Annotated in this window: 18 protein-coding genes; 13 read left to right on the top strand and 5 right to left on the bottom strand. The window is 63.8% G+C overall.

What is annotated here, in order from left to right; all coding sequences use genetic code 11:
• Positions 1-8: 8 nt before the first annotated feature.
• The 6 genes from ACOCG7_RS15195 (at position 9) to ACOCG7_RS15170 (ending at position 5,360) form a co-directional block, all read left to right on the top strand.
• On the top strand, positions 9-335 hold the full coding sequence (locus ACOCG7_RS15195; protein WP_073431306.1) for a UxaA family hydrolase: 327 nt from the start codon (positions 9-11) through the stop codon (positions 333-335).
• A 42-nt stretch (positions 336-377) separates the two neighbouring features.
• A complete protein-coding gene (locus ACOCG7_RS15190) occupies positions 378-1,691 on the top strand; it encodes a UxaA family hydrolase (RefSeq protein ID WP_073431307.1) in 1,314 nt (437 codons plus the stop codon).
• A 97-nt stretch (positions 1,692-1,788) separates the two neighbouring features.
• Complete coding sequence (locus tag ACOCG7_RS15185; RefSeq protein WP_073431308.1) at positions 1,789-2,829, top strand: aldo/keto reductase; 1,041 nt, start codon at positions 1,789-1,791, stop codon at positions 2,827-2,829.
• A gap of 7 nt (positions 2,830-2,836) precedes the next feature.
• Positions 2,837-3,667 (top strand): amidohydrolase family protein, encoded by an 831-nt coding sequence (locus ACOCG7_RS15180; RefSeq protein WP_073431309.1) that lies wholly within the window; start codon positions 2,837-2,839, stop codon positions 3,665-3,667.
• A 41-nt stretch (positions 3,668-3,708) separates the two neighbouring features.
• Positions 3,709-4,452, top strand: coding sequence for an SDR family oxidoreductase (locus ACOCG7_RS15175; protein ID WP_073431310.1), 744 nt, complete (start codon positions 3,709-3,711; stop codon positions 4,450-4,452).
• Positions 4,453-4,511: 59 nt separating this feature from the next.
• Entirely contained in the window at positions 4,512-5,360 is an 849-nt protein-coding gene (locus ACOCG7_RS15170; RefSeq protein WP_421376194.1) for an ureidoglycolate lyase, read from the top strand.
• Between the two features lie 25 nt (positions 5,361-5,385).
• Here ACOCG7_RS15170 and ACOCG7_RS15165 read toward each other — a convergent pair whose 3' ends face one another.
• Positions 5,386-5,820: a PaaI family thioesterase gene (locus tag ACOCG7_RS15165; protein ID WP_073431312.1), complete on the bottom strand. Its 435-nt coding sequence runs from the start codon at positions 5,818-5,820 to the stop codon at positions 5,386-5,388.
• 274 nt (positions 5,821-6,094) lie between these two features.
• Between ACOCG7_RS15165 and ACOCG7_RS15160 the strand changes: the two genes are divergently transcribed.
• Positions 6,095-7,717 carry a methyl-accepting chemotaxis protein gene (locus ACOCG7_RS15160; protein WP_154872501.1) on the top strand — a complete coding sequence of 541 codons (1,623 nt, stop codon included), beginning with the start codon at positions 6,095-6,097 and terminating at the stop codon, positions 7,715-7,717.
• Positions 7,718-7,829: 112 nt separating this feature from the next.
• On the opposite strand, the gene ACOCG7_RS15155 is transcribed toward ACOCG7_RS15160, so the two are convergent.
• On the bottom strand, positions 7,830-8,033 hold the full coding sequence (locus ACOCG7_RS15155; protein ID WP_007178724.1) for a cold-shock protein: 204 nt from the start codon (positions 8,031-8,033) through the stop codon (positions 7,830-7,832).
• Between the two features lie 218 nt (positions 8,034-8,251).
• Here ACOCG7_RS15155 and ACOCG7_RS15150 point away from each other — a divergent pair, with 218 nt between their 5' ends.
• Positions 8,252-8,527 (top strand): hypothetical protein, encoded by a 276-nt coding sequence (locus tag ACOCG7_RS15150; protein WP_073431313.1) that lies wholly within the window; start codon positions 8,252-8,254, stop codon positions 8,525-8,527.
• 53 nt (positions 8,528-8,580) lie between these two features.
• Here the strand turns inward: ACOCG7_RS15150 and ACOCG7_RS15145 are convergent, their stop codons facing one another.
• Positions 8,581-9,696, bottom strand: a complete 1,116-nt coding sequence (locus ACOCG7_RS15145; RefSeq protein ID WP_421376190.1) for an AGE family epimerase/isomerase — start codon at positions 9,694-9,696, stop codon at positions 8,581-8,583.
• A gap of 158 nt (positions 9,697-9,854) precedes the next feature.
• Here ACOCG7_RS15145 and ACOCG7_RS15140 point away from each other — a divergent pair, with 158 nt between their 5' ends.
• The 5 genes from ACOCG7_RS15140 (at position 9,855) to ACOCG7_RS15120 (ending at position 13,634) form a co-directional block, all read left to right on the top strand.
• A complete protein-coding gene (locus ACOCG7_RS15140) occupies positions 9,855-10,541 on the top strand; it encodes an MgtC/SapB family protein (protein ID WP_154872502.1) in 687 nt (228 codons plus the stop codon).
• A 131-nt stretch (positions 10,542-10,672) separates the two neighbouring features.
• Positions 10,673-12,013, top strand: coding sequence for a hypothetical protein (locus ACOCG7_RS15135; RefSeq protein ID WP_421376188.1), 1,341 nt, complete (start codon positions 10,673-10,675; stop codon positions 12,011-12,013).
• A 219-nt stretch (positions 12,014-12,232) separates the two neighbouring features.
• Positions 12,233-12,541, top strand: coding sequence for a hypothetical protein (locus ACOCG7_RS15130; protein ID WP_154872504.1), 309 nt, complete (start codon positions 12,233-12,235; stop codon positions 12,539-12,541).
• A gap of 190 nt (positions 12,542-12,731) precedes the next feature.
• Positions 12,732-12,890, top strand: coding sequence for a hypothetical protein (locus ACOCG7_RS15125; RefSeq protein ID WP_167363282.1), 159 nt, complete (start codon positions 12,732-12,734; stop codon positions 12,888-12,890).
• A gap of 429 nt (positions 12,891-13,319) precedes the next feature.
• Positions 13,320-13,634 (top strand): hypothetical protein, encoded by a 315-nt coding sequence (locus ACOCG7_RS15120; RefSeq protein WP_073431316.1) that lies wholly within the window; start codon positions 13,320-13,322, stop codon positions 13,632-13,634.
• 114 nt (positions 13,635-13,748) lie between these two features.
• Here ACOCG7_RS15120 and ACOCG7_RS15115 read toward each other — a convergent pair whose 3' ends face one another.
• The gene (locus tag ACOCG7_RS15115) at positions 13,749-14,393 is read right to left on the bottom strand and encodes a helix-turn-helix transcriptional regulator (protein WP_114164076.1); all 645 of its coding nucleotides are present in this window, start codon (positions 14,391-14,393) and stop codon (positions 13,749-13,751) included.
• A 174-nt stretch (positions 14,394-14,567) separates the two neighbouring features.
• The gene (locus tag ACOCG7_RS15110; RefSeq protein WP_421376185.1) at positions 14,568-15,536 is read right to left on the bottom strand and encodes an ornithine cyclodeaminase family protein; all 969 of its coding nucleotides are present in this window, start codon (positions 15,534-15,536) and stop codon (positions 14,568-14,570) included.
• Positions 15,537-15,760 lie beyond the last annotated feature (224 nt).

The following is a 15,760-nucleotide window of genomic DNA, read 5'->3' as shown; positions in this document are numbered from 1 at the left end:
GAACTCACTTGACCAGCCGCCCATTGCAAACCGATCCACGCCTGATCCTGCTCAGTCCCGCCGATAACTGCCTGATCGCGGCGGCGCGTCTCGATGCGGGCACGCAAGTGGAGATCGAAGGCGCGCTCGTAACGCTCGCGAAAACCATCGAGCTCGGTCACAAGGTGGCGCGCCGCGAGCTCGCGAAAGACGACAAGGTGCTGCGCTACGGCGCGGTCATCGGCCACGTGACCGAAGCGGTCGCGCCCGGCGCGCATCTGCATACGCACAACCTCGAAAGCGATTACCTGCCGACTTACACGCACGACGCGGGACACGAGTTCGTACATCACTGACTTGCGCTCAATGACGCGGCCTTGCGCCGCGCTGGAACGATCATGACTGACACTTCCGTAGCATCTGTCGCCGCACAGCAGCCCATGCTGCAAGGCTATCCGCGCCGGGACGGCCGCAAGGGCATCCGCAATGTGGTCGCGGTGGCGTATCTGGTGGAGTGCGCGCACCACGTCGCGCGCGAGATCGTCACGCAGTTTCGCGAGCCGTTCGACGCATTCGACGACGCTTCGGCCGAGCGCGAACCGCCGGTGCATCTGATCGGCTTTCCCGGCTGCTATCCGAACAGCTACGCCGAAAAGATGCTGGAGCGGCTTGCCACGCATCCGAACGTGGGCGCGGTGTTGTTCGTGTCGCTCGGTTGCGAGAGCATGAACAAGCATTACCTCGTGGACGTGGTGCGCGCGAGCGGCCGTCCCGTCGAGGTGCTGACGATCCAGGAAAAGGGCGGCACGCGCAGCACGATTCAATACGGCGTCGACTGGATTCGTGACGCGCGCAAGCAACTCGCCGCGCAACGAAAAGTGCCGATGGCGCTCTCCGAACTGGTGGTCGGCACCATCTGCGGCGGCTCGGACGGCACCAGCGGCATCACGGCGAACCCGGCGGTGGGCCGGGCGTTCGATCATCTGATCGACGCGGGCGCGACCTGCCTCTTCGAGGAAACCGGCGAGCTGGTGGGCTGCGAGTTTCATATGAAAACGCGCGCGGCACGGCCCGACCTTGGTGACGCCATCGTTGCGTGCGTCGCGAAGGCCGCGCGCTACTACTCGATTCTCGGGCACGGCAGTTTCGCGGTCGGCAATGCGGACGGCGGCCTCACCACCCAGGAAGAAAAGTCGTTGGGCGCGTATGCGAAGAGCGGCGCGTCGCCGATTGTCGGCATCATCAAACCCGGCGATATTCCGCCGACCGGCGGCCTCTATCTGCTCGACGTAGTGCCCGACGGCGAGCCGCGCTTCGGCTTTCCGAACATCAGCGACAACGCGGAGATCGGCGAACTGATCGCCTGCGGCGCGCATGTGATTCTGTTCACGACCGGACGCGGCTCGGTGGTCGGCTCGGCGATTTCGCCGGTCATCAAGGTGTGCGCGAATCCGGCGACGTACCGCAACCTCGCCGGCGACATGGACGTCGACGCGGGCCGTATTCTCGAAGGCCGCGGCACGCTCGACGAGGTTGGCCGCGAGGTGTTCGAGCAAACGGTGGCGGTGTCGCTCGGCGCGGCGTCGAAATCGGAAACGCTTGGTCATCAGGAATTCATCCTGACGTACAAGACTTTTGAACCGGTCGGGCCGGCGTGCCTGCCGTCGAGCGCCGCGGCGCCGCATCGCGTGGTTGCGATCGAGCCGCATTGAGCGGCCGGACCGCGGTCCCTCCGCAGGCGGTTCGCACGCGCGGCGGGCATATTTGGCTCGCGCGTGCTAAAACACGGTGAAACAGGAGACAGCTTCAATGACGGCAGCGATCGGTTCGAAGGTCGGGCGGCGGCGCGGCGTTGCCCGCACCGCCTTGCAAGTGACAGGATTGGGACTCGGCACGGCGCCCCTGGGCGGCCTCTATCGCGACCTGTCCGACGAGGAAGCGCACGCGACCGTCGCCGCCGCGTGGGACGCCGGCGTGCGTTACTTCGATACCGCGCCGCATTACGGCAACACCAAGGCCGAGCATCGGCTGGGCGACGCGTTGCGCCGCTATCCGCGCGGCGACTATGTGCTGTCCACCAAGGTGGGCCGCCGCTTCGTGCCGCGCACCACGCCTTACGAGGGCAAGGAAGGCTGGCAAAACCCGCTACCCTTCGAGGCGATCTACGACTACACGCACGACGGCATTCTGCGTTCGTTCGAGGACAGCCAGCAGCGCCTCGGCATCGTCGATATCGACATTCTGCTGGTGCACGATATCGGCCGGGCCACGCACGGCGACGAGAACCCCCATTACTGGCGGCAACTGACCGAAGGCGGCGGCTTCCGCGCATTGGACGAGCTGCGCTCGGCGGGCGCGATCAAGGCCGTCGGTCTCGGCGTGAATGAAGGCGCGGTAATTCTGGAAGCGATGGCCGAGTTCGATATCGATTGCGCGTTGCTTGCAGGCCGGTATACGCTCCTCGAGCAGACCACGCTCGACGATCTCTTGCCGGCCTGCGAGAAGCGCGGCGTCAGCATCCTGTTAGGCGGCGCGTTCAACTCGGGCATTCTGGCGCGCGGCGTCGAGGGCGATCTGAAATTCAACTACGGCGATGCGCCGCGCGAGGTGATCGAGCGCGTCGCACGGCTGCAAGCGGTGTGCCGCGAACACGGCGTGCCGCTCGCCGCCGCCGCCTTGCAGTTTCCGTATGCGCATCCGGCGGTCGCCACCGTGCTGACCGGCGCGCGCAGTGCCGACGAATTGCGCGAGAACGCCGCGTCGTTCGAGCAGCCGATCCCCGCGGAATTGTGGTCCGCGTTGCGCGACCAGGGCTTGCTCGACCACCGCGCGCCCGCGCCAGAGGATTGATCCGACGATGCATATCGATGCCCACCAGCACTACTGGGACCCCGCCCGCGGCGACTACGAGTGGCTCACGCCGGAACTGCAGATTCTTTACCGGACGTTCGGCCCAACGGATCTCAAACCATTGCGCGAAAGGGTGGGCATCGAGCGAACGGTGGTCGTGCAGGCGGCGCCGACCATCGACGAGACGCGTTATCTGCTGGACATGGCGCGCAACGAACCGTCGATCGCCGGCGTGGTGGGCTGGGTGCCGTTGCTCTTGCCGACCGCGCCGGCCGTCATCGACGCCTTCGCGCATGAGCCGAAGTTCAAGGGCGTGCGGCCGATGCTGCAGGACTTGCCGGACGACACGTGGATCGCCAATCCCGACCTCGCGCCGGCGATCGAAGCGCTGATCGCGCACGACCTCGCATTCGACGCGCTGATTTACGCGCGCCACGTCGAGCCGATCGAAGCCTTCGCGGCGCGCTTTCCGGCGCTGCGCATCGTGGTCGATCACGGCGCCAAGCCGCCGATCCGCTACGGCCGCGCCGCTTGGCAAGCATGGGCCGACGCGATCACGCGGCTCGCAAGGCTGCCGCAGGTGCATTGCAAGCTGTCGGGCCTCGCCACCGAAGCCTCGCCCGGCTGGACCGAGGAAACGCTGCAACCATATGTCGAGCATCTGCTCGCCGCGTTCGGTCCGGCGCGTTTGATGTGGGGCAGCGACTGGCCCGTGCTCGATCTGAACGGCGACTATCTGCTGTGGCACTCGGTGGCGAATACCTTGCTCGCGTCCTTGAGCGACGCCGAGCGTGAAGCGGTTTTCGGCGGCAACGCCGCCGCGTTTTATCGGCTTTGAGCATACGAAGACACAAGAAGCCCATTCAACTGGAGTCGTAGATGACACAAAGACTGGCCGGCAAGACGGCCCTGATTACCGCAGCGGGACAAGGCATCGGTCTCGCCACCGCGGAACTGTTCGCGCGCGAAGGCGCGCGCGTGATCGCCACCGATATCCGCATCGACGGACTCGCCGGCAAGCCGGTCGAAGCGCGCAAGCTCGACGTGCGCGACGACGCGGCGATCAAGGCGCTGGCCGCGGAAGTCGGCGCGATCGACGTGCTGTTCAACTGCGCGGGCTTCGTGCACGCCGGCACGATTCTCGAATGCACGGACGAAGACTGGGATTTCGCCTTCGATCTGAATGCGAAGGCGATGTACCGCATGATCCGCGCGTTCCTGCCGGCGATGCTGGAAAAGGGCGGCGGCTCGATCATCAATATGTCGTCGGCGGCGTCGAGCGTGAAGGGCGTGCCGAACCGCTTCGTGTACAGCGCGTCGAAAGCGGCCGTGCTCGGCTTGACGAAGTCCGTCGCGGCGGATTTCATCACGCGTGGTGTACGCTGTAACGCGATCTGCCCCGGCACGGTGGCTTCGCCGTCGCTCGAACAGCGGATCGCCGAGCAGGCCGCGGCGCAGGGCGCGACGATCGAGGCGGTGCAAGCCGCCTTTGTCGCGCGCCAGCCGATGGGCCGAATCGGCAAGCCCGAGGAGATCGCCGCGCTGGCGCTGTATCTCGCGTCCGACGAATCGTCGTTCACCACGGGTCACGCGCATGTGATCGACGGCGGCTGGTCGAACTGACCCGCACCGGCACCGAGATTCGAACGACTATCACTGAACGTATAAAGGGAAGTGCACCGATGAAACTGCTTCGTTATGGGCCGAAGGGCCAGGAAAAGCCGGGCTTGCTCGACGCGCAAGGCAAGCTCCGCGATCTGTCGAACGTGGTCGCCGATATCGACGGCGCCGCGCTGACCGACACGGGCCTCGCCAAGCTGCGCGCGCTCGATCCGGCTTCGTTGCCGCTGGTGGAGGGCAATCCGCGCATGGGCCCGTGTGTCGGCAAGATCGGCAAGTTCATCTGCATCGGCTTGAACTACGCGGACCATGCCGCCGAATCGAATCTGCCGGTGCCGCCCGAACCGGTGATTTTCAACAAGTGGACGAGCGCGATTTCCGGCCCGAACGACGACATCGAAATTCCGCGCGGCTCGAAGAAAACCGATTGGGAAGTGGAACTGGGCGTGGTGATCGGCAAGCCGGCGAAATACGTCGACGAAGCCAACGCGCTCGATTACGTGGCGGGTTACTGCGTGATCAACGACGTGTCGGAACGCGAATGGCAGATCGAGCGCGGCGGCACGTGGGACAAGGGCAAGGGCTTCGACACCTTCGGCCCGATCGGCCCGTGGATGGTCACGCGCGACGAAGTCGCCGATCCGCAGAACCTGAGCCTGTGGCTCGAAGTGGACGGCCACCGCTATCAGAACGGCAACACCAGGACGATGGTGTTCGGCGTCGCCAAGCTCGTGTCGTATGTGTCGCAGTGCATGAGCCTGCAACCGGGCGACGTGATTTCGACCGGCACGCCGCCGGGCGTCGGCATGGGCGTGAAGCCGGATGCGGTGTATCTGAAGCCGGGGCAGACAGTGCGCCTGGGTATCGAAGGATTGGGCGAGCAGACGCAGCGCACTTACGCGGCGGAGTAAGCCGGCAGCCGGCGCGTGGATTTTTTCAACCCGCCGGCTCGTGCTCGCCGCTGTCGCTGATCCGGTTGACCGTGCCTTGCGCCACGGCGATCAACTTTTCACGGTCGCCTTCCATCACATAGACGTTGCACTGGCAGGTCGCCTGATAGCGGCCTGCGTAGACCACCTTCGCCCGCGCGATCAGCGTGCCGTTCATTGCCGGCCGCAAATAGTTGATCTTGAATTCGCCGGTCACCACCTTCGGCCCTAGCGACAACGCCCCGGCGAACGTCAGCGCGTTATCGGCGAGGTAGCTGATGACGCCGCCATGCACGAAGCCATGCTGCTGCCGCAAGTCGTCGCGGATCGGCAGGCACAACGTCAGTTCGCTGGTGCCCGTGTGCATCAGGTCAGCGCCCAGCAGCATGCTGAACGGCTGGGCATGCAGTGCGCCGCGCGCCCGGTCGAGTAGGTCGGTCATCGTGATTCCTTCGGTGAACCCCGCGGTGGTGGCGGTACTTGCAGTGGCCTGCGTCATGCAGTTCCCTACCCACTCTAGGAAGCGCCGACGCACCGCGTCAAGCTGAATCGGAAATATGTGCTCGACACGCGTGTGCCAAGTGACGCGAATTTCGAAGTTAGCCGAGGTAAGGAGGATGTAAGGCGATTTTTGACGACATTGGCCTTAAGCAAGGCGTTGCTGTGCCGTTAACCCTGACGTAGCTCCCGTTATTCTCTGCTTTCAGGTGTTCTCGATGTTCAGCAAGATCAAGGTCGCCTCCGGCCTGTTGTGTGTTCTGGCCGCGTTCTGCGTATTCCAGCTTGTTACCGTGGGTTTGGGTTTCTGGTCGCTTACCCGCTCCCATGACGACGTCGGCGACCTGTCGAACATCGCGTTGAAGCAGGTGGACGCGGTCAATGAAACGACCCAGCATTTGATGGACGCGCGGATCAACCTCTCGCGCGCCGGTACGCGCATGGTGCGCGGCGGCGCCGAGCCGACCGACATCGTCCAGCATGCCCGCGAACAGCTCGCGGCCGCCGATCAGTCGTTCGGTGCGTTCATGAACGCGCGCAAGACCAGCGGTGAAAACAGCACTCGCGCCACCGCGCTCGCCGATCGCTATAAAAAGCTGCATGACGCGCTGGCCGAACTCGTGCAGTTTCTCGATGCGAACAATATTCAGGCTTTCCTCGATCAGCCGACCCAGTCGTTCCAGGACGCGTATCTCGTCGAACTGCGCAACTTCGTGCAATTCGGCGACGCGGCGAGTCGTGCGTCGCTCGATTCGATCGACGCACGCATGGAGATGTTCCGCGGCGTGAGCCTCGTTATCCTGCTGCTGCTGGTGGTCGGCACGGCTGCGGTGTACGCGGCGCTGCGGCGCGGCGTGGTGGCGCCGCTGGAGGAAGCCGGCCGTCACTTCGAGCGCATCGCGCAAGGACGACTCGACCAGCCGATCGCCGCGCGTGGCACCAATGAAATCGGCCGTCTGTTCTCGGGCCTCGCGAGAATGCAGGCGAGCGTCGCGCGCACCGTGCAAACCGTGCGCGAATCCGCCGACTCGATTCACCTGGGCGCCGACGAAATCGCGACCGGCAACGCGGATCTGTCCGCGCGCACCGAAAACCAGGCGGCGTCGCTCGAGGAAACCGCGTCGAGCATGGAAGAGTTGACCGCCACCGTGCGCCAGAACGCGGAGCACGCCCGCGAGGCCAATGCGCTCGCCTCGACCGCGCTCCAGGCGACCTCGCGCGGCAGCGAAGTGGTCAACGAGGTGGTCGACAAGATGCGCGGCATCGCGCAAAGCTCCGACAAGATCGCCGAGATCATTTCGGTGATCGACGGCATTGCGTTCCAGACCAATATTCTTGCGTTGAACGCGGCGGTGGAAGCGGCGCGCGCCGGTGAGCAGGGGCGCGGCTTCGCCGTGGTGGCCGGCGAGGTGCGCGGGCTGGCCCAGCGCAGCGCGCAGTCGGCGAAGGAGATCAAGACGCTGATCAGCGAATCGGTCGCCGAGATTCAGGGCGGCTCGGCGCTCGTCGAGCATGCCGGCGAAGCGATGAGCAACGTGTCGGCATCCATCTCCCGTGTCACGCAGATGATGGCGGAAATCAGCGCGTCGTCGCTCGAGCAAAGCACGGGCATCGAGCAGGTGAACCAGGCGGTGGTGCAGATGGATGAGATGACGCAGCAGAACGCGGCGCTCGTCGAAGAGGCGGCAGCAGCGGCAGCTTCGCTGCATCAGCAGACGCAGGAATTGAAAAAGGCGGTTGCCGTGTTCGAAATTTCTGAATCTGTGTTGCGCACGCAACAAATCGAGGGACCGCGCGGACAGACGGCGGGGTTCGAGTTGGCCGGAATGCGCGCAATTTAACCGCGCAGGCGCTCAAAAAGAAGGCAATGAACCAAAGAAAATGGCCCGCGTTCGCGGGCCATTTTGCATCAGACGCAAGCGCCTAAGGGTGCCTCAAAGTACCTGACGGTACTTAGGCCGGCTGGATGTTCGCAGCCTGCTTGCCCTTCGGGCCTTGCTTAACTTCGAACGTCACCTTCTGGTTTTCCTGCAGGGACTTGAAGCCGCTGCCTTGAACTTCCGAAAAGTGCGCGAACAGGTCTTCGCCGCCGTCGTCCGGCGTGATGAAGCCAAAGCCCTTTGCATCGTTAAACCACTTCACAGTACCTGTTGCCATTTTTAATCCAGTAAATGTTGTGTATTGCATTCGCGACCGCTATTTCTCAACACGAGATCGAGCGCGAAGTACGAGTTGTATCACGTCTTTATGACGGATGCCAATCAACCAGTATTCGGGTATTCCCAGGTTCGTGCCTTTTGGGAGCCCTGAAAGCGTTTTCAGGAGCGCTTCGGCTGGTAGGGTAAACTGGTCGCCTTACTCTTCCAGGAAAAACATTGACACATTATCTGCAGGAAGAACTCACCTCGTTCTGGAGTCGTTTGACCCCCTATCTGGCGATATTGGAGTCCAAATCACCTCAAGAGGGCGCACCGGACCCGGTCGGCCGCATCACCGTCGACAGCGAGGAACGTCAGGCTTTTGCCCTTCACACCACCGACCGGAAGCCGCACGGCGACACGTCGGATACCCCCACCGGACACAGCGCGACTTATATGCGTTTTAAATCCGCCGACGCGAGCTGGGGACCCTGGCAGCGCGAAGAGTACTGACGGACTGGCGGGCGGCGGCGCGAGTACCCGCCGCCTGGTCTGATCGACTTTGCTCAGTCCGGTAACGCCTCGTAGGCGGTTGCGAGGTGATACGGCGTGGTCGACGGCATGTCGGCGCGCGCCACTTCCCCGGCCGGCGTCTTGCACTCGAACCAGCCCTGCGAACGCAGGAAGCGTTGCTGGAACAACTCGATTTGCCGCGGCAGCGCGGCGAGCGAGGCTGGGTTGTCATGACTTGCCAGCGCGCGCAAGTATTCCGTTTGAGCCCAGATGCGCTGGGTCGCGTCCTTGATCGTGCCGGTTTCGTCGAGCGATGCGTACACGCCCCCCGTTTGCGGGTTCACGCCACATTGCTGCGCGAAGGCGAAGGCGCGCGCGAGTGCTTCGTCAAGCCCTGAAGCTTCGAACAGGTCGGGCGCCTGCTTGACCAGCCAGTACCACTCGAACTGATGACCCGGCTCCAACCGGTTATCGTCGGCGCCGATCGGCAATTCGGCGATGCAACCCGTGGGCGCATGCACGAAATGACGCGCGACGGCGCCGGCCAGGCGATGCAGCGCGGCGTCGAACGCGTTGTCGCGCGTGGCCTCGCGTGCGGCCAGCCAGGCTTCGGTCAGATGCATCAAGGGATTCTGGATCGGCGTGCCGCTCACCCCGGCGAAGTCCGCGGTGAGCGCGGCGTTGAACAGATCGTCTTCGGCGAGGAAGTTCGACTGAATCAGCGCTGACGTGCGATGCACGGCTTCCAGCGCGTCGCGATTGCCGGAGCGCCGGCCGTATTGCGCGCACGCGAATACGATGAACGCATGCGTGTAAAGGTCTTTGGTAGTGTCGAGCGGCGCGCCTTGCGCGTCGACGCTATAGAACCATCCGCCCTGGCGTGTGTCCTGAAAGGTGTGCATCAGCGAGTCGAACAACACCTGCGCATGGGCCGCATCGCCTGCTTGCGAGAACACGAACAATTGTCGCGCGCATGCCATTGCCCGATAGCGTTCGGCGGGCAGCGGCCGGTGGTCGTCGGCGCTGACGGCTTCGTAGGGCAGCTTCAACCCGGCGTTGAAACCCGGTCCGCGCCACAGCGGCAGCACGACGTTCGTAAAGTGATCGCGCAGCGCACCTGCAAGAGCGGTCGTGGAGGTGGCGGTGGCGGAAGTTTTCGTGCTCGGCATGGTCAGGTGGATCAAACGCGGTGTTTCAAAGCGCCCACGGACGTGGGCGGTCGCGGTCGTTGCGACGTGCGGCCTAGGATAAAGCAAACGGGTTCCACTGACACTCCGTCATGGGGGCACAAACGCTTCGAATAATTTCAGGCAAGGAGGACAGAACAATGTTGCCGAACCTCGAACTCCTCTCCCGTCTGGTGTTGGCCGCGGCGCTCGGCAGCGTGATCGGCTTCGAGCGCGAGCGGCTTTCGTGGGCCGCCGGCTTGCGCACGCACATGCTGGTGTGCGTCGGTTCGGCGCTCATCATGATCGTCTCGGCGTACGGCTTTGCCGACGTGCTGAACAACGAACACGTCGTGCTGGATCCGTCGCGGATGGCCGCCCAGGTCGTGTCCGGCATCGGCTTTCTCGGCGCGGGCTCGATCCTGCTGCGCGGCGAGATCGTGCGCGGACTGACCACGGCGGCGAGCCTCTGGTCGGTCGCGGCAATCGGCCTCGCGGTGGGCGGCGGACTGTACACGGCATCGATCGCGGCGACCATCATCATTCTGATCATCCTCGCCGGCATCAAGCCGCTCGAGCGCCGCTTCATCACCGTCAAGCAGCGACGTCAATTGACGATGATCGTCGAGCGCGGCGCCATGACGTTCCATTCGCTGCACGACGAACTCGGCGCCGCGAGTCCGCGTGTCAAGCAGTTCGTGATGCAGCAAAGCGACGACGAACCCGAGTGCGACGAGGTGATCATCACCTTGCACCGCGTATCGAGCGCCGAATACGAGGCGATCTGCTCACGCCTGCGGCAACTGCGTGGCGTCAAGCACTTCAGGCAGGACGACGCGTCGTCCTGAAGCGCAAAATCGTCGCCGAATGGCTTCAGGACGTGCGGGCGGCCATGCGACAATGCGGGCTCGAAAAATTCCAATGGCATTCACGAGCGGTGCCCGGCGCCCGCTTTCCGGCGACGACCGCTTTTTTCTTTATGGCAGATTCCGCAGCATCCACGCAGTCCCGGCCTCCGCGCGCCGCTTCCAGGAAGCGGCGTCAGGCCACCGTCTCGACCGAAACCGAAAACAAGCTGGCACGCGCCGCGCGTTCGGCGCAACGCCTCGCGCAATTGAGCGACGCCACCCGCGACGACAGCACGCTCGACCTGTTCCCCGACGACCCCACCCGCGCCACGCTGGAAGCGATGAACATCGACATCCGCCAAGGCACGCTGCATGGTTTCGAATTGCCCGACGTGGTGTTGGCGGCGGTCGGCGCGATCGAAGCCGGCGACGGCGCGCCGCTGGACGCGAAGGCGGCGCGCCGCGCGCCTCGCGCCGCGAAGTCCGATGAACCGGTGCCGGTGAATGCGCAATTGAGCGGACTGGAAACGGAGCCGTTGCCAGTGACGGGTTCGTCGGCTGACGGGCTGACCGTTGCTGATGTGACGCCGATCGCGGGCTTGACCGCTGAAGAAAGATCAGCGACATCGGCGGCGGCGCGCGACGCGGCGCCGCTCACGCCAGCCATGGCGGCAGCGACCGTGGCGCGCAGCGTGACCGCGCTGCGCCAGGCGGCCGAGCCGGGCGCGACGGCGGCGGATCATGTGCGTGAATCGGTCACGCGCGGCGGTCAACCGCAGCCGCGGTCCGCGGCGGCTGCGGCTGCGACCAAAGTGGCGGCCGCCTCGCTGGAAACGTCCGATGCCGAAGTTGCGAGCGCGCCTGCCGACCGTACTTCGCCGGAATCAGGCGCGGTGGCTGCGGAGCGCAAGCCGTCGGTCAACGCATCCGCGTCCGCACGCATGAATGCCAGCGCCAGCGCCAACTCAGCCTATGCCGCACCCTTGTGGGAAGCCCAACGCGCCGAAGCATCGGCAGCCGCACAGCGCGCCGCGCCCGAACTCGACCGCGCGCGGGCGACCGCCTTCGCCGATACCGTCGACGCCCTGTATGGCGTGATTGCCGATCAGCGTCGCGCCGCGACCGACCACTCGCGCCGTATGAAATGGATGTTGTCGATCGTGGTGGGCGCGTTGCTCGTCACGGTCGCCATTGGCATTACGCAGACCGTGCTCCTGATGCGTCTGACGCGCGAGACCACCGCCCAGCAGCATCGCATCGAAGCGTTGATGCAGAACCAGCAGGCGGCCATGACCAGCCTGCTCGACACACACATGGCAATGGCCAGGGCAGCGGCAAGCGAAGCTGCATCGGCCGCGGCGGTCGCGGCAGCGCCCGCCGCGGCTCAGCAGGCTGCGGCTACGCCGGCTCAGGCGAAGCGTGCCGCGCGAGCGCAGCACGCGCATAAGCCGAAAGCAGCCACCTCCCACTGAAAATGGGACGCCGCGCCGGCGACAAGCCGGCCGCGGCCGCCCATTTCAACGCCCCGTCTGATCGCAGGTTCTGCCGCTTAACGCGTTCGTCGCCGGATAGGCGCCGTAAGGCGCCGCCCGCCGCCGGCGCATCGCACCTGCAAATCCCCGCGTTTACACTTCTAGTGCTGTTGCGAAGCCGGACCGGATACGCCAGCGCCTCTTCTGACGGGAGCCACCATGCCGACTAGCGAACACAAGTTTTCCATTGAGGAACTGTTGACCGCGCTCATCCGCGACAAGGGCGTCCACGAAGGGTTTTGGGCCTTGAACGTGGAATTTTCCGCGACCGGCGCCACGGTCAAGCCGCAAGACAACCCCGCGCGGTCGCTGCCGGGACTGATCGTGTCGATGAATAGCGCCACGCTGATACCGGCGGCAAGCGCGGCGGCGGGCGCCGTCGACGCCGCGGTAGTCAATCCGCGCAAGAGCGTGGAGAGCGCGAAACCGGTTCGCGCCAAAAGGCAGCCGGCAAGGACGCTTCAGTAGGTCATCCTTTTGGCCCCGGATTAGGAAAACAGGGACGTTGTCATGATGCAACGCATCATTGCTTGGAAGCCCGTAGCAACGCGCCACGCCCCGAAGATTGCTGCATTGCACTAGCTTTTGCCTAGGGAAAACCCTATAATCATTCTTAAGGGAAAACCCTAGCAAATGCAGTAACTAACCGGGAGTCGCCATGAGCTTCATTTTTGCACTGTTCCAAAAGGTCAGCGACCTCTTTGCGTCGCCCCATCTGCCGCTCGATTCGGACTATTCGTACGCAGCGCGTAGCCGCGAAGCCGAGCGTGTTCGCAAGGCACAAGCTACGTTGTTCGGCATCAAGCTGAGCGACTAAGAGCCAAGCTTAAAGCCCGAGCGCGGAGCGCCGCGCATGGGTCGCGCACCCGGGTGCGCTCGCATCACTGAAGCCACGGCCCGCGAAACGCGGGCCGTGGCTTTTGTTTATGCGGCGGATTCCGCTGCGAATATTTCCCTGCGGAAATGAATGTAACGGCGGAACGTCGCGGGGCTTTCTACAGGGCCGCCGCGCGGCGCGGACGTTTCACCGCGCACGGCGTTGCAGCGGGGTATCGAACCTGAAAACGGGCGCTACCCTCGGTCACCGCCTTTGAAATGTGCGCTTACACGTGCTCACGTATTCACGCGGTTCGTCCCGTTAAAGTTGGTCTCAAGCGCACGGCGTCCGATTTGGGCTCGACATGGCGGTTAAAGGTCGACCGAACCCCAACGCCGGCTTGATACGAAACCTTGACGGGAGCTCACTATGAAAACCTTCAACAAGACATCGCGTTCGATTATTGCGACCCTGCTCGCGGGCGGCGCATTGCTCGCGGCCGGCAGCGCGTTCGCGCAGGAACGCGTGGTCATCGGGAATGGCCCGGCACCTGTGGTTTATGGTCAGCCGCACATGATGCCGGTAGGCGTGTCGATCGACATCGGCTGGCACGGCGATCGTTACTACGACGGTCGTCGCTACTGGGATCACGACGAGTGGATGCGCCATCATCCGCGCGACTACGATCCGCGCCACCACGGCCGCGACGATCACAACGATCATCGCCCGCCGCCGCGCTATTAATGCGCGCATAACGACGCCGCTCGAAGCGGCGCGAAGTCCGCAAAGCCGGTCTCGCCGCGCAAGACCGGCTTTGTCACGCTGGGATTGGAAGAGGCGTGATCAACGCCTCCATTCTCAAGCTGCCGCGCCCCGCAAATCTCTGATGTGTTGATACACGGTCGCGCGCCCCATCCCCAGCACGTTGGCGACATAGTTTGCCGCGCTCTTCCCCTTGAACGCCCCTTCGGCCCACAACGCTTCGACCAGTTCGCGGCGGTGATCGCGCGTCAGCGAGTTCAATGCCAACTGGCGTTCCTGAAGCCACGCGTGAAGAAAAGTGTTGATGCGTTCCTGCCAGTCGTCCTTGAACAACTCCTCGGGCTGCCTGATCACGCCGGCGCCGGAAATCACGCGGTCGATCACATGTTTCACGTCCTCGAAGACCGCTATGTTGTAGTTGACGCACATCACGCCGACGGCGCTTCCTGCGTCGTCGAAGAGCACCGTGCTGACACAGCGCATCCGCCTGCCATCCCAGTTGATCTTTTCGTATGGACCGATCGTGCCCGACTCGGCTGAATGGTCGATTTCCTCGAGTGCCGATTCGTCGCCGAGTTCGCGCTTGGACAGATTGTTCGCGATGTAGGCGATCGTCTGGCTTTGCAAGTCGTGAATGACGATCTCGACGTAAGGGAAAAAGAGCAGCGCGATACCGTCGGCGACACGGCCGTATCGATCCAGAAGAAGCCGGCGTGCGGCCGTTGTCTTGGTCTTTCGCATGGGGATGGGTCGAATTCCAGTTTTCGGAAACTCTGGCAACGTGTTGCGCCACGTGCCGCGAGCTTTGCGTTCCACGATTATTTTGCCACGCGGAACCACGCCGCCATTAGCCACACGCTTTTGCCGCATTCATCCCGAACCGAACGAAACGCTCGAACTGCGACAGCGTCCTTGTCACGTTGACGGGCGGCGAAGGTGCCGGAACAACTCGAAGGCGATTGCAACATCTTCGAGCCCGAGTCCGATCGAACGAAAAAAAGCGTGCTTCTGGTAAGACGGCTTTAAAGCCACGCCGGACACAAGTTCGGGCAGATCGCCGAGCACGCTTTGCGCAGACCAGCCGTGCTGCTGCGCGGCCAGCTTCAATTCGCCCGCGCTCGCCGGCGTGGTTTGCCGGTAATCGCAATAGACATCCACGTGCGGAATCCAGGCGGGCGGAATCTCATGCGCGTTGGCGGCGTTCGTGCTGATCGACGTGATGAGCGCCGGTTTTGTCAGCGTGCTTTCCGACAAGACAGGCGTAGCCGAGGATGTGCACAAGGCCACGACATCGGCATCGCTCAGGCAATCTTCCATCTTCGTGCAAATCGTCACGCGCTCGTCGAGCGCCGCAACCGTTGCGCGCTTCGCCTCGTCCTTATCGAGCGCCGGGGAAAACACGCGGATCGAGTCCCACGCCCGCAGCGGTGCGAGATGACGCACGTGCGCTTGAGCGACCGCACCCGCGCCGACGATAGCAAGCCGGCGCGCGTTCGATGCCGCCAGGTGCTCGACGGCCAACGCAGTCGTGCCGGCGGTTCGCTCGACGGTGAGCAGCGCGGAGTCGCACCACATCAGAGGCTGTCCGGTTTCCATCGACATCAATGCCGTCCACGCCGTGATGACCGGCTTCGATTCGGTCACGATGTACGGCGACAACTTCGCTCCGAACACCTTGGCGTGCGCCATCGCACCGAGGTAGGTGATGAAGTCTCCCTGACCCTGGGGAAACGGACTCAGCGTTTGAGGTGGTTGGACGGCCGTGTCGTTGCCCAGCGAGTGAAACACCCGCGTCAGCGCACGTCGCACATCCAGGTGGGGTAGCGCCTCGCGTACCGCGTCCTCGTGGACTATCAACGGGCTTGTCTTGTCTGCGTTGCTCATTGGCCTGCTCTCCCAGATCGCCTTCGGGCGTTGCTGCGATTCTATGTTCAAAATGTCCAGTCTGGACAAGTATTTTGAAAATCGCTTGCATTTGGGAGTGTCCAGAATAGACTGTGGGTCCAGGGCGAGCTGTTTCCTATCTCGACCTCGCAGCGAAGTTGTCTCGAAGTTGTCTGTCAATCAGCGACCGCGGCGACCCGGATTTGCTATCCAACCCATCAGGT

The organism is Paraburkholderia sp. DD10, from assembly GCF_049177125.1.
Taxonomy (GTDB): domain Bacteria; phylum Pseudomonadota; class Gammaproteobacteria; order Burkholderiales; family Burkholderiaceae; genus Paraburkholderia; species Paraburkholderia terricola.
The sequence above is the reverse complement of the archived record's forward strand: the minus strand, read 5'-3'. Positions and strand labels throughout refer to the sequence as shown.